This is a genomic window from Mesorhizobium erdmanii (assembly GCF_013170725.1).
Classification (GTDB): domain Bacteria; phylum Pseudomonadota; class Alphaproteobacteria; order Rhizobiales; family Rhizobiaceae; genus Mesorhizobium; species Mesorhizobium erdmanii.
In genome coordinates this window covers 1,342,194-1,355,778 of record NZ_CP033361.1, presented here as the reverse complement: position 1 = coordinate 1,355,778, position 13,585 = coordinate 1,342,194, and the positions used below count along the sequence as shown (strand labels likewise).

Here is a 13,585-nt window from a genome sequence, read left to right as displayed (position 1 = left end):
TTGACGCGTGACGCCCTTCGGGCGCGCCATTGATCAGGCGGCGCTGCGGGTCTCCGAAATGACCTCGACGATGTCGTTGACGACGGCCTCGACCAGTTGCGGATCATCGCCCTCGGCCATGACACGGATCAGCGGCTCGGTGCCGGATGGCCGGATGACCAGCCGCCCGGCCTTGCCGAGACGGTGACGTGCATCCTCGATGGCGGCCTTGACCGGAGCTTCCTCGAGCGGCTTGCCGCCGGCGATGCGGACATTCTTCAGGAGTTGCGGCACCGGCTCGAACTTCTTCGACAGTTCGCTGACCGGACGACCCTGGCGCTTGATGCAGGCCAGCACCTGCAGCGCCGACACCAAGCCATCGCCGGTGGTCGAGAAATCCGACAGCACGATGTGGCCCGATTGCTCGCCGCCGACATTGAGCCCATGCGCGCGCATATGCTCCACGACATAGCGGTCGCCGACCTTGGTGCGGTGCAGTTGCAGCTTCATGTCGCCGAGAAAGCGTTCCAGGCCGAGATTGGACATGACCGTCGAAACCACGCCGCCGCCGGCGAGCCGTCCGCTCTGCTGCCAGGACTCGGCGATCAGCGCCATGATCTGGTCGCCATCGACGATGGCGCCATTCTCGTCGACGATGACGACGCGGTCGGCATCGCCGTCGAGGGCAATGCCGATATCGGCGCGCACTTCATGCACCTTCTTCTGCAGGCCGGCCGGATGAGTCGAGCCGCATTCCTTGTTGATGTTGAAACCGTTGGGTTCGACATTGATGGCCACGACTTCGGCGCCAAGTTCCCACAGCGCCTCGGGCGCCACCTTGTAGGCCGCGCCATTGGCGCAATCGACGACGATCCTGAGGCCCGAAAGCGACATCGAGCGCGGCAAGGTGCGCTTGGCGAATTCGATGTAGCGGTCATGCACGCCGTCGACGCGCTTGGCACGGCCAAGCCCGTCGGAATCGGCGAGCGCCAGTTCGATATCCTTGTCGAGCATGCTCTCGATACGCTCTTCGATCTCGTCCGAGAGCTTGTAGCCGTCCGGCCCGAACAGCTTGATGCCGTTATCGTAATAGGGGTTGTGCGACGCCGAGATCATGACGCCGATATCGGCGCGCAGCGAACGCACCAGCATGGCAACGGCCGGCGTCGGGATCGGGCCGAGCAGGAACACGTCCATACCCGCGGCGCAGAGGCCGGCGACCATGGCGTTCTCGATCATATAGCCGGAAAGCCTGGTGTCCTTGCCAAGAACGACGCGATGGCGGTGGCTGCCGCGCTGAAACGAAAGCCCGGCGGCCATGCCGACGCGCATGGCGATCTCAGCAGTCATCGGAAACTTGTTGGCGCGCCCGCGGATGCCGTCCGTGCCGAAGTAATTCCCTGCCATGCTAGTTGGGTTCCCTGACGGTTCTTTGCCGGCATCTAATGCCACAATTGGCCGATGCGCCACGATCACATTGTGTGATTATATGTTACCAATCCTTAGAAAATCATTGTTGTGCAGTGCACACAACTAGGCTGCAGCCTAGCATGATGCCACCGCGGCGCGGCAATATACCAGTTCTGCGAGCTATTCGACGCAGATGCACGCGGAAAATCTTGTTTTTGACCCGGTAAGGAACAATGATTTCATCACCTTATCGGGAGGACCGCGCTTCGGGCGAGATATACCTCACTTAGCATCTGGCGCAACCGATCGTTGAGCGTTATTGATTCGGCGGGACGTATAATGGGCTGCAGCAACGGAGAAACGCTATGCTCATCCACCGACTTGCCACTCTGACCGGCCTCGCCGTAGCGACGTTGTTCCTGGCTGCGCCAGCCAACGCGTTGACGATGGCCGAATGCAGCACGAAGTATAACGCAGCCAAGGATGCGGGGACACTTGCCGGGGCGACCTGGAACCAGTTCCGCAAGGCGCAATGCGGCACCGATGCCGCTGCCACCACGGACACCAAGCCGGCCACGACAAAGGCTGCCGAAACCAAGCCGGCCAAGACCACCAAGGCTGCGGCCGCGGCGGCTGACAGCACCGCCAAGGGCCTGACGGCCAAGGAATGCAGTGCCAAGTACCAGGCGGCGAAAGCTGCCGGCACGCTGAACGGCCAGAAGTGGAACGACTTCCGCAAGGCCGAATGCGGCGCCGGCGCATCCGCCGCCGCCGACACCACCAAGCCGGCAACCACCAAGGCTGCCGCTGCCGCTGCCACCGACAGCGGCAAGGGCCTGACCATGGCCGAGTGCAGCACCAAGTACCAGGCTGCCAAGACGGCGAACACGCTCAAGGGCATGAAGTGGAACGACTTCCGCAAGGCAGAATGCGGCGCTGCCGCGTCGGATGACGATAGCGTGCCTGCTCCGAGCGAAGCGAATTACACCAAGGAGCCGGCAAAGCCGACGACGGTTGCACCCAAGGGCGTCACCTTCCCGTCCGCGATCGCGGCGAAGTATGCCAGCGAGACCCCCGGAAAGGGCCGCATGCATACCTGCCTCGACCAATACTATGTCCTCAAGGACGCCAATGCGCTTGGCGGCCTGAAGTGGATCCAGAAGGGCGGCGGCTTCTACAGCCTGTGCAACGCCAAGCTGAAGGGTTGATCGCCTAATTATTCGAAGAACGAAGGCCCGTGCACCGTGAGGTGCGCGGGCCTTTTTTATTGCCCGAAGATGCCTGCGGCCCCTGCCCGCATCTGCATCTGGCGGGAGCGACCGACATCATCAACCCGCCCACACTTCCCGCCGCCAGGCCTTATAAGTAACTCGCAAAGATTCCGATTGAACATATAGGGAACAAACAGTATACAAAAAGACGTCGAACTCGTTATCAACCAGGAGGGTCTTATGTCCATTTTGAAGTTGGCGATATTGGCCGTGACGGCATTTGTCGCGTGGGGCGTCGCCCCTGCAAGCGCACTGACGATGAAGGAATGCGGAGAGACTTATCGAGCAGCCAAGGAAGGCGGCACTCTGAACGGCATGGACTGGACCGCTTTCCGCAAGGAGAAATGCGCGATATCAGCTGCGGACAGTGTCAGCGCGGACGCGGTCAAAACCGAGCCGCAGCCGAAAAAGGAAACCAGCGCGGCGGTCGCCCCCACGGTAGCGCCAGCGGGCGTGACATTCCCGACCACCCTCGCCGCGGAGTTCAAGACCGAAAAACCCGCAAAGGCGCGGATGAAGACCTGCCTGCAGGGTTACCACGGCAACAAGGACGCAGGTACGCTGAACGGCCTTCGCTGGATCCAGAAGGGCGGCGGCTATTACAGCCTCTGCAATGCACGGCTGAAGACCTGATCGGCAGCAATGGCTCAACAAAGAAAGGCCCACGAGCCGCAAGGTTCGCGGGCTTTTTCTTTGCCGAGCGATCTACACGCGTTTGCGCCGCCCCTCACCTGCCTGCCGGCATCCTTTCCCCGTATAGTGACGGGGAGAGGGACGCTTCCATCGATGGTTTCGCCAATCACCAAGGTTGCAGAAGAGGCGCCGGCGTTGCGGCTACTGCTTTCTCCCCGTCACTATACGGGGAGAAATGCCCGGTGTCCGAACCGGATAGATAGGTAACAGAATGGACTGATTAGATGGGTGACAGTTTTCTTGTCCGCCGGGAGGACCGGCGATGGTTTGGCGAGAGACTGGCATCATGGATGAGCGGCTCCGGTTTGTTGTGGACTGCCTTTCTGGCGAGGAGACGATGACGCAGCTGTGTGCGGCCTACGGCATCTCGCGCAAGAGCGGCTACAAATGGCTAGGGCGTTATCGGGAGTTTGGTCCGGAAGGTTTGCACGATCGGCCGCGAGCGCCGCTCAATCACGGCCGGGCGACGGCCGAGGATTTGGTGGGGCGGATCGTGGCTATGAAGGAGATCCACCCGCTGTGGGGGCCCAAGAAGATCATGGCCAGGCTCAAGCGAGCGGAGCCCTGCTGCGGCTGGCCTGCGGTCTCGACGGCCGGTGAGATTCTGAGGCGGCATGGACTTGTGGGGCGTAGGCGCAAACGCTGGAAGGCGGCAGGCAATGGGCCATGGCCGGAAGCTTCGGAGCCGAACGCGGTGTGGACCGGGGACCACAAGGGTTGGTTCCGGACCCGCGACGGATGGCGTTGCGAACCGCTGACGGTGATGGATGTGTCGAGCCGCTACCTATTGGGGCTCGAGGCAACAAGCTCGACGGCGGATGAAGAAGCCTGGCCTGTGTTTGAGCGGTTGTTTGAGGAGAACGGCCTGCCGGATCGGTTCAGAAGCGACAATGGCTCGCCATTTGCGTCGGCCGGCGTCGCCGGGCTGACGCCGCTTGCGGCGCGCTTCATCAAGCTCGGCATCGCCCTTGAGCGCATCCAACCGGGCAAGCCGCAGCAGAACGGGCGCCATGAGCGTTTCCATTTGACCATGCTGCCGATGGCCAAGGCACCGGAGGCCGACAGGGCGGCTCAAGCCCAGGCCTTCGAGGCCTTCCGGCGCAGCTACAATGAAGAGCGCCCGCACGAGGCGCTTGGCATGGGCACCCCATCACAGCATTATTGTCCCTCAACCCGTCCCATGCCCAGGAAGCCCCCCGAGCCGGATTATCCGGCCGAGGCGGCGGTGCGCAGCGTGCGCCAGAACGGCGCCGTCAAATGGCAGGGCGCCGAAATCTACGTCTCGGCCACGCTGGCAGGCGAGCCGATTGCCATCGAAGAGACTGAGAACGGCGAATGGGCGATGCGCTTCTATGCCCATCCGCTCGGCTTCATCGACCACAAGCACATGAAACTGGTTCGCCGAAGCGCCACACCAACCAAACCGCCTGGCGCGGCGGCGAACCCATCATAAGGGGGAGAACTGTTACCCATGTATCCGGTTCAAACTGGTACCCATCTATCGGCTGGACACCGGCAGGGCGATGAGGGGCGGCGCCGACTTCAACAATTGGTCAACCCTTGGCTGGGCGAACCACCAGCGATGCTCCCACAAACAAAAACGCTGCGGACAAAGCCGCAGCGTTTGTTGAACTCTATCATCTCCTGCTCAGCTCGATGGCTGCGGCTCCATGCCGCCTTCGGGCTCGGGACCCTTCTTGCGGCGGCCTGATTTCGGCACGGCCGAGCCGCGGCTCGGAGGGGTGTCGTCGCCGAGGTCGCGCGCGGGCTTTTCACCAGCGATCAGCTGCTTGATCTCGTCGCCCGACAGCGTCTCATATTCGAGCAGACCCTGCGCCAGCGCGATCCATTCCTTTTTCTTCTTGGTCAGGATGGATTTCGCCGTCGAATAGGCCTCGTCGATCAGGCGGCGCACTTCGGCGTCGATGATCTGCGCGGTCTCTTCCGAGATGTTCTGCGTGCGCGCCACCGAATGGCCGAGGAAGACCTCTTCCTGATTGTCGCCATAGGCGACATGGCCGAGCTTGTCGGAGAAGCCCCAGCGCGTAACCATGGCGCGCGCCAGCTTGGTCGCCTGCTCGATGTCGGAGGAAGCGCCCGAGGTGATGTTCTCTTTGCCGAACTTGAACTCCTCGGCGACGCGGCCGCCCATCATGATGGCGAGACGCGAGATCATGTATTTGTAGCTCATCGAATAGCGGTCGCCTTCCGGCAACTGCATGACCATGCCGAGCGCCCTGCCGCGCGGGATGATGGTGGCCTTGTGCAGCGGATCGGCCGACGGCACGTTGAGCGCCAGGATGGCGTGCCCGGCCTCGTGATAGGCGGTCAGCTCCTTCTCGGCCTGGGTCATGGCCGACGAGCGCCGCTCGGCACCCATCATGATCTTGTCCTTGGCATCCTCGAACTCGGCCATGGTGACGAGGCGCTTGTTGCGCCGCGCCGCCATCAGCGCGGATTCGTTGACCAGGTTCATCAGATCGGCACCGGAGAAACCGGGTGTGCCGCGCGCCACGACCTTGAGGTCGACGTTCGGCGCCAGAGGCACGTTGCGTACATGCACCTTGAGGATCTTCTCGCGGCCGACGATGTCGGGGTTCGGCACCACCACCTGGCGGTCGAAACGGCCTGGACGCAACAGCGCCGGATCGAGCACGTCGGGACGGTTGGTGGCGGCGATCAGGATGATGCTTTCGTTGGATTCGAAACCGTCCATCTCCACCAGCAGCTGGTTCAGCGTCTGCTCGCGCTCGTCATTGCCGCCGCCAAGGCCGGCGCCGCGATGGCGACCGACGGCGTCGATTTCGTCGATGAAGATGATGCAGGGCGCATTCTTCTTGGCCTGGTCGAACATGTCACGCACACGCGATGCACCGACGCCGACGAACATCTCGACGAAGTCCGAACCCGAAATGGTGAAGAACGGCACGTTGGCTTCGCCGGCGACCGAGCGGGCAAGCAGCGTCTTGCCGGTGCCGGGAGGGCCGACCAAAAGCACGCCGCGTGGAATCTTGCCGCCGAGCCGCTGGAACTTCTGCGGATCGCGCAGGAATTCGACGATCTCTTCGAGGTCTTCCTTGGCTTCATCGACGCCGGCGACATCCTGGAAGGTGACACGGCCATGCGCCTCGGTCAGAAGCTTGGCCTTCGACTTGCCAAAACCCATGGCGCGCCCGGATCCGGACTGCATCTGGCGCATGAAGAATATCCAGACGCCGAGGATGAGGATCATCGGCAGCCAGGAGATCAAATAGCCAAACAGCGAATTGGAACCGTCGGTCTCAGGCCGCGCATTGATGGTGACATTCTTGTCCTGCAGCCGCGAGACCAGCTGCGGATCGCCAGGCGAATAGGTCTGGAAGCCGGTGGAATTGTCGGTGTAGGTGCCGGTGATGCGGGCGCCCGCAATGGTCACCGTCTTGACCCGGCCGGACGCGACGTCCTGCAGGAACTGCGAATAGGGCACATCGCTCGAAGCCCCGCGCGTCTGCGGCGTCTGGAACAGATTGAAGAGAGCGATGAGCAGGACCGCTATGATCGCCCAGAGCGCGAGGTTGCGATAGTTCGGATTCATCAATTGTCCCGTTGGCGCCCGCGGACGGACGGCATCATGAGAGGAAACTTGGGCCTAACATAGGGAGAGCGTCTCCCCTTGCCAAGCAGAACAGCATGTCTGGGTTAAGCTTTCGACCATGATCAGCCGGCACTGTGGCCGCTGAAGGGCGAAGCGGGAAGCGGTGACGCGCCGATCAGTTCGGCGACGGCCCGCGCCGGCGCCAGGTCGAAGGACGGCAGAAAGCGGGAAAACGGCGACACGACCGGCCGCACCGCAAACGGTGGCGGCCCTGGCTCTCGCGGTGGCAAACCCGTGTTCTCAAAGGCTTGTCGGGATGTCGGTTCGCCGGCCAGGGCGGCGCGCATCAGGCTTGCCGGGGTTTGTCCGTCGTCGATCGCCAGGCGCTTCACCGCTGCCGCGCCCAGCGGGGCGATCAACAATGCGTCCGACCTGTCGCGCAATGTGATGCGGCGGCGGCCATCCCAGACCATGTGGTCGACGGCCGCGGCGGCGGGCGGCAGACCCCGCGCTTCGCGGCGCAGGAAGATGCCGGCACGCCGGAAATCGACCACGGTCCGCGACAATGTGGCGCAAAGAAATCCAGCCCTCAACCGATCGAACAGCGCTTCGCTGCGCGCCTGGTCCGGGAGAAAGGCAACGCCCCCGGCGGTGGCCAGCAGGATGCGCAACGCGTAGATGGCCGCCCGATCGTCATGCGCGGTGAGCAGGGCGGGATCGAGCCGCATGAGGCCAGTGGCCGGCTGGCGGGCGAAGCGACGGACCAGATCGGCGGCGGCGGCGCCAAGCTCCCTGCGCTCCACGGCGGCCTGGCCGGCAAGCCGCAGCACATCTTGCATATGCTCGGCACCTTCGCCGTCAAGCGCGGCGCGCACGCGCGGCCGCTCGAAGGCCTCGTCGATGTTTGTCGGATCATCGGCCCAGCCGACATGCTGGTCCCGCAGGAAATCGCGAAGCGCCGAGCGCCGCGTGCCCAGGAGCGGGCGAACGATCCACTCGCTCCAGTCATGGAGCGTGGCCTGTGCCATGCCGGCAAGCCCACGGCCTGCCATTTCGGCAGACTCCCGGCCCTCATTGCGTGCGCTCCGCATCAGCACCGTCTCGGCCTGGTCGTCCGATGTATGCCCGGTCAGGATCAGGCCGATACCTTCCGCGCGCGCCGCCTCGGCCAGCAGCCGGTAGCGTGCTACCCGCGCCGCCGCCGGCAGGCCGGTCGATGGCTTTCCTCCGGTCCAGACCATGATGCGGTGGGCGATACCGCGCTCCGCGCACAGCTTCGCCACCGCTTGTGCCTCGCTTGCCGAGGCCTGCCGCAAGCCGTGGTCGACCGTGACAGCGAGCAGTTTCGCGGACGGCGAGGTTTGGTCGAGATAATGTTTGAGAAGAAGAAGCAGGGCGGTCGAGTCACTGCCGCCGGACACGGCCGCAACTGCGCCGTGGGTAAAATCGATATGCGAGAAAAGTCTGATCGAAAGTTCGGGCTCAGTCGCCAGCATTGGAGCAATTCCAGGAAAAGTGCGTGACGGTTTTCCGTCCGGAATTGCGTAGAAACAATAAGTTAGAGCGGTTCGGCGTGTCCATCAAAAGCTGAACCGCTCTAGCAGGCAGCGAGGGCCTTCTCCTGCTTGACGCGTTCCTTGAGTGCATTGGAAATATCGGGGTAGCGCTTGCCGACTTCGCTGAAGGTGGCGCAGGCGACGTCGTGTTGCTTGAGGCCGACCAGCGAGACGCCGAGCTTCAGGAGCATGTCGGGCGCCTTCTTGGCCTTCGGGTAGTCCTTGCTGGCCGCGAGGAAGACTTCGGCCGCGTCGCGGTATTTCTGCTGGCCAAGCAGCGATTCACCCAGCCAGTAATGCGCATCCGCCGTCTTCGCATCGCGGGGGAAGCGCGCGATATGATCGCGAAAACCCTGTTCGGCCGTGCCGTAGTCGCCCGACAGAATGAACTGATAGGAATTGCGGTAAAGCTCTTCCGGGTCCTTGGTGGAGGGCAGCGCCGCGACAATTGTGCCATTGGACTTGCCGGCCTTGGCCGGAGCGCCGGTGGCGGGCGCTGTATCTTGCACCGGCGCGGTCGACTGCGTGCTACCGCCGGCGTCGATTACATTGCCGTTCTTGTCCACGGTGATGGAACCAAACGTCTTCTCCGGCGCCCCCCTGCCGGGAATCACCTTGCCGGGATCGCCATCGGGCGATTCGACGATGACGTCCTCGACGGTCTTGCCGCCGCTCGACTGATCGCTGCCGACAGCGGCACCGGCATCGGCCGGCGCCTGGGTTGCCGGGGCCGCGGCCACGTTGGTGTTTGTGTCGGTGGTTGCGTCGGACTTCTTCTTCGGCGCCGCCGGTGCCTGTCCGCCTTGCGATCCTCCCTGTGAGCCGCCCTCGAGCTGCTGGAAGCGGAACTCGTTGTCTTCCTGCTGCTTGCGGATCTGCTCCTGCATCTGCAGGACCTGGAAATTGAGTTCCTCGATCTTGCCGTTCATCTGCCGCAGTTGGTCTTCCAGGCTGGTGACGGCGGTAGCGTCGGACTGCACCATCTGAACCTGGTTGGGCTTTTTCTTATCCCCGAAAATGCCGGGCAATTCGATGCTGGGCAGATGGAAGGAAGAGCCGCTGTCGGTTGATTGTCCTGTGCCGCCAGCCCCCGAGCCGCTAGCCAGGGCGGTGAAGCCTGATAGAAGCAGCGCCGCAAGCGTGCCGCTCAGAACCGATCTCAAATGCATGTGCCTCTCGCCGTGTGTCGTTGGTCTGTTTCGCGCCTTCCAACCAGGGTGGGACCAGCCAAGCGCCCTCGGCTCATAGCAGGGCGCGAGACTTCGGCCAAATTTTGTTTCGGGTGCCACGATATGAAAAAGGCGGCCCGGAGGCCGCCTTTCGCAAAGCTGTGTTGCATTTTTGCCAGTCGGCGCGCTCGCGTCTCCCGACGCGTGGCAACTCAGGAACCGGCACCGCTCAGCGTGGTGACCGCACGGCGGTTCTGCGACCAGCAGGAGATGTCGTCGCACACCGCGACCGGACGTTCCTTGCCGTAGGAGATCGTCTTCAGGCGGCCGCCGGCGACGCCCTTCGAAACCAGGAAGTCGCGGGTGGCGGCGGCGCGCCGGGCACCGAGCGCCAGATTGTATTCGCGCGTGCCGCGCTCGTCGGCATGGCCTTCGACGACGATGGCGTACTGCTTGTACTTGTTCAACCACTGCGCCTGGCGCGAAAGCGTCTGCTGGGCGTCGGCACGGATCGAGGTCGAGTCCGTGTCGAAGAAGATGCGGTCGCCGATGTTGACGGTGAAATCCTGCGCCGAGCCGGGCGTTGCGGCACCCGCGCCATTGAGGCCAAGGTCGGCGGCGCTGTTCGGCGTCTTCTTCGAGGCGCAGCCGGTGATGGCAAGCGCTGCCACCAGTGCGATCATGGCCGGGTTTCTGGTAAGTGCTGCGATACGGCCCATGCCGCCTCTCCTTCGTATTCGAGTGATCGTATTTGAGTGATTTCGTTGATCACCCAGTAACCACGTTTGGGTTAACCGGCTTTCAAGAAACACGGTTAAAATTTGGTTTAGGCTGCCCGTCCGCAACCTCTTGATCCAAGGCCACAGTTGGCGCGGACCCTAGGCGGAAATGCGGCCAAAACGCGACGAAGGCGTGGAAAAGGGGCCGAAACGGCCCCTTTTCAGCATGTGTGGCAATTCAGCCGAACCTATTCCAGCAACGGCGACCAAGCCGGATCGGAAGCAAAATTCGCGGTCGGGATCGGCTGCTCGTTGCGGCCGGTCAAATCGACCGAGACCAGTTTGGGGCCGCCATTGGAGTCGCGGAAGAACATCAAGACGCGGCCGTTCGGCGCCCAGGTCGGTCCCTCCTGCTGGAAGCCGGAAGACAGGATGCGCTCGCCCGAACCGTCCGTCTTCATGACGCCGATCTGGAACTCGCCACCGGTTTGCTTGGTGAAGGCGATGAGGTCGCCGCGCGGCGACCACACCGGCGTCGAATAGACGCCGTCGCCGAAGGAGATACGGGTCTGGCCCGAGCCGTCGGCGCCCATCACATAAATCTGCGCGCGCCCGCCGCGGTCGGAGGTGAACACCACCTTGCTGCCGTCGGGCGAATAGGAGGGCGAGGTGTCGATGGCGGTCGAGTTGGTCAGCCGCGTCGTCGAGCGGCTGCGCAGGTCCATGGCGAAGATGTTGGAATTGCCGTCGTCGCGCAGCAGGCTCATGATCACCTTCTGGCCATCGGGCGAGAATCGCGGCGCAAAGGTCATGCCCGGGAAATTGCCGACTAGTTCACGCTGCCCGGTCTCGATCTGCAGCAGATAGACCCGCGGCTGGCCGCTTTCATAGGACATGTAGGTGATTTCCTGCCGGTTCGGCGAGAAACGCGGCGTCAGCACGATCGAGCGGCCGTCCGAGAGATAGCGCACGTTGGCGCCGTCCTGGTCCATGATCGCCAAACGCTTCTTGCGCGCATTCTTGGCGCCGGACTCGTCGATGAACACGACACGGGTATCGAAATAGCCCTTTTCGCCAGTGATCTTCTCATAGATCGCATCGGCGATGATGTGTGCAACGCGGCGTTGATTGGCGTCGTTGGCGAAGAACTGCTCGCCGGCCAGCTGCGTGTTGCCAAAAATATCCCACAGCCGGTACTGCGCGCGAATGCGGCCATCCGCTTCCTTGCTCACGCTTCCGGTCACCAGTGCCTGCGCGTTTATGACCTTCCAGTCTTCATAACGGGGCGCGGCGTCGGGGTTCGTGATCTTTTCGACAAAGGCGGCCTTGTCGATCGGCGCAAACAGTCCTGACCGCTTCAGGTCGGCCGTGACGATCTCCGATATCTGCGCGCCAAGACCTCCCTGGAAGTCGGGAATGGCGATCGGCATCGGCTCGACATTGCCCTTGTTGACGTTGAGCTCGAGGGTCGCTCGGGCAGGCAAGGTGACGACAGCATTCATGCCCATCGCCATCGCGGCGACCATCAGGAGCGGCTTGAGGATGGATTTCATGTCTTCTCGCTTCTCTTGCTGATTTTTGGGTGCTCAGGCTAAAGGCCAAGCATCGCTCTTGGATCGAAGTTGACGCGAACGTCGGACCATATGTCCTGCTTCCCCGCAGGAACCTGCAATCCGGCAACATCACATTTCTGCACGGCGCGAACCGCGCTGGCGTCGAATTGGGGGTTGCCGCTGGACTTTTCGACAGTCGGGCGGCCTTCCAGCTTGCCTGAGGCGTCCAGGTTGAAGCGGATGACCACAGTGAAATCCTCGGATCCTTCGAGGCCGACCGGAAGGGTCCAGCAATGACCGAGCTGATCTTCCAACGCCCCTTGCTCAGACTTCGACAACTTCTGACCTTGGTCCTTTTCACCGCCGAGCGATGCCTGCTGCGTCGAGCGCTTGGCGCCGCCGCCGGATGGCTTCTGCTTGTCGAGCAGGGCCGAGATTTCGTTCGCATTGAACTGCTTGTCGTCGGACTTCGGCTTGGAAGAGGCTTCCTTGACCGGCTTCTCGGCATCCTTGCGATCCGGCGCCTTGGCGCTTTCGGCCTGTGCCGGTTGCGGCTTCGGCCGCGCTTCCGGCGCCGGCGCCGAGCTCGGCAGCTGCGTTTCTTCGGTCGGCGGATCCTTGGCTATGGCCTCGGCGACGGCATCCGGCTTGACCTCGGGCGTCGGATCGATCGCGGCGGTCTTGTCCTGCGGCGGCGGGGTCGGCGTCGGCTTGGCCGGTGTCGGCTTGGGCTCGGTCTGCTTGACCGGCTCAGGCTTGACCTCTTGCTTGGGCGCCGGCGCCGGCGCCACTTCCGTCGCTGGAATGGGCTTCGGCTTTTCCTGCGGCTTCGGCACGTCTTCTGTCGACGGCTTCTCCTTCGGCGTCGGCGCGGGCGGCGGCGCCGAGGTCGTGTCGACGGGCTTCGGCTTGGCTTCCGGCGTTATCGGCTTGTCGGTGTCGACGCTGTTTTCGCCGACCTTCTGCGAAGCCGGCACGATGTCGGGACGCTGCGTCGGCAACGGCGCCGGCTTTTCATGCATTACGGCCTTCTTGTCGCCCTGCAACGTCTGCGCGATGGCCTCCATCGGCACGATATCGACCGCGACGGACTCGACATTGGCGGACGGGAGGGCAGCCGGCGCCGACAGGGTGAACAGGCCAAAGGCCAGCACCGCCGTGTGCAAGATCACCGATGTGGTGAGGCCGGTCTTCATCTCGCGTCTATTGATCCTGTTCCTGTAGTGAAACCAGGCCGATGTTCTTGTAGCCAGCGGCCGAAATGCGGGCCATGACCTTCATCGCGGTGCCGTAGTCGGTCGACTTGTCGCCACGGATGAAGATGCGCTCCTCGTACCCGGTCTTCGAAATCGCCTGCAGCTTGGCTACCAGCTCGTCCATCGGGATCTCGGTTTCCTGGAGGAAGATCTTGCCCGTGGCATCGATCGAAACGGTGATCGGCTGCGTGTCGGCGTTCATCGCCTTGGCCTGCGTATCCGGCAGGTCGATCGGCACGCCGACCGTCAGCATCGGTGCCGCGACCATGAAGATGATCAGGAGCACCAGCATGACGTCGACCATCGGCGTGACGTTGATCTCCGACATCAGCGCATGGTGGCGCCCGCGCCGCCTGTGACCTCGGCCGCCGCGTCCACCACTTGCGCCTACAGACATTCCCATGA

11 protein-coding genes are annotated in these 13,585 nt (G+C 63.1%); 3 read left to right on the top strand and 8 right to left on the bottom strand.

Going from position 1 to position 13,585, the window contains the following annotated elements; translation table 11 throughout:
* Positions 1 to 33: 33 nt before the first annotated feature.
* On the bottom strand, positions 34 to 1,386 hold the full coding sequence (gene glmM / locus EB233_RS06490) for a phosphoglucosamine mutase (protein ID WP_027053867.1): 1,353 nt from the start codon (positions 1,384 to 1,386) through the stop codon (positions 34 to 36).
* A gap of 368 nt (positions 1,387 to 1,754) precedes the next feature.
* Between glmM and EB233_RS06485 the strand changes: the two genes are divergently transcribed.
* The 3 genes from EB233_RS06485 to EB233_RS06475 all read left to right on the top strand — a co-directional run bounded on the left by EB233_RS06485 (position 1,755) and on the right by EB233_RS06475 (position 4,806).
* Positions 1,755 to 2,597, top strand: a complete 843-nt coding sequence (locus EB233_RS06485) for a hypothetical protein (RefSeq protein ID WP_064989855.1) — start codon at positions 1,755 to 1,757, stop codon at positions 2,595 to 2,597.
* A 243-nt stretch (positions 2,598 to 2,840) separates the two neighbouring features.
* A complete protein-coding gene (locus EB233_RS06480; protein ID WP_064989854.1) occupies positions 2,841 to 3,293 on the top strand; it encodes a hypothetical protein in 453 nt (150 codons plus the stop codon).
* 322 nt (positions 3,294 to 3,615) lie between these two features.
* Entirely contained in the window at positions 3,616 to 4,806 is a 1,191-nt protein-coding gene (locus EB233_RS06475; RefSeq protein WP_064990865.1) for an integrase core domain-containing protein, read from the top strand.
* 195 nt (positions 4,807 to 5,001) lie between these two features.
* Here EB233_RS06475 and ftsH read toward each other — a convergent pair whose 3' ends face one another.
* From ftsH to tolR, 7 genes are all read right to left on the bottom strand, one after another.
* Positions 5,002 to 6,927 (bottom strand): ATP-dependent zinc metalloprotease FtsH, encoded by a 1,926-nt coding sequence (gene ftsH / locus EB233_RS06470; protein ID WP_027055557.1) that lies wholly within the window; start codon positions 6,925 to 6,927, stop codon positions 5,002 to 5,004.
* 122 nt (positions 6,928 to 7,049) lie between these two features.
* On the bottom strand, positions 7,050 to 8,423 hold the full coding sequence (tilS, locus tag EB233_RS06465; RefSeq protein WP_064991217.1) for a tRNA lysidine(34) synthetase TilS: 1,374 nt from the start codon (positions 8,421 to 8,423) through the stop codon (positions 7,050 to 7,052).
* A gap of 101 nt (positions 8,424 to 8,524) precedes the next feature.
* Positions 8,525 to 9,652: a tol-pal system protein YbgF gene (gene ybgF / locus EB233_RS06460; RefSeq protein WP_064991216.1), complete on the bottom strand. Its 1,128-nt coding sequence runs from the start codon at positions 9,650 to 9,652 to the stop codon at positions 8,525 to 8,527.
* 212 nt (positions 9,653 to 9,864) lie between these two features.
* Positions 9,865 to 10,371: a peptidoglycan-associated lipoprotein Pal gene (gene pal, locus EB233_RS06455; protein WP_027055554.1), complete on the bottom strand. Its 507-nt coding sequence runs from the start codon at positions 10,369 to 10,371 to the stop codon at positions 9,865 to 9,867.
* A gap of 248 nt (positions 10,372 to 10,619) precedes the next feature.
* Positions 10,620 to 11,924, bottom strand: a complete 1,305-nt coding sequence (gene tolB, locus EB233_RS06450) for a Tol-Pal system beta propeller repeat protein TolB (protein ID WP_027055553.1) — start codon at positions 11,922 to 11,924, stop codon at positions 10,620 to 10,622.
* A gap of 38 nt (positions 11,925 to 11,962) precedes the next feature.
* Entirely contained in the window at positions 11,963 to 13,120 is a 1,158-nt protein-coding gene (locus EB233_RS06445) for a TonB family protein (protein WP_064991215.1), read from the bottom strand.
* Between the two features lie 7 nt (positions 13,121 to 13,127).
* Positions 13,128 to 13,583 carry a protein TolR gene (gene tolR, locus EB233_RS06440; RefSeq protein WP_064991214.1) on the bottom strand — a complete coding sequence of 152 codons (456 nt, stop codon included), beginning with the start codon at positions 13,581 to 13,583 and terminating at the stop codon, positions 13,128 to 13,130.
* Between the last annotated feature and the right edge of the window lie 2 nt (positions 13,584 to 13,585).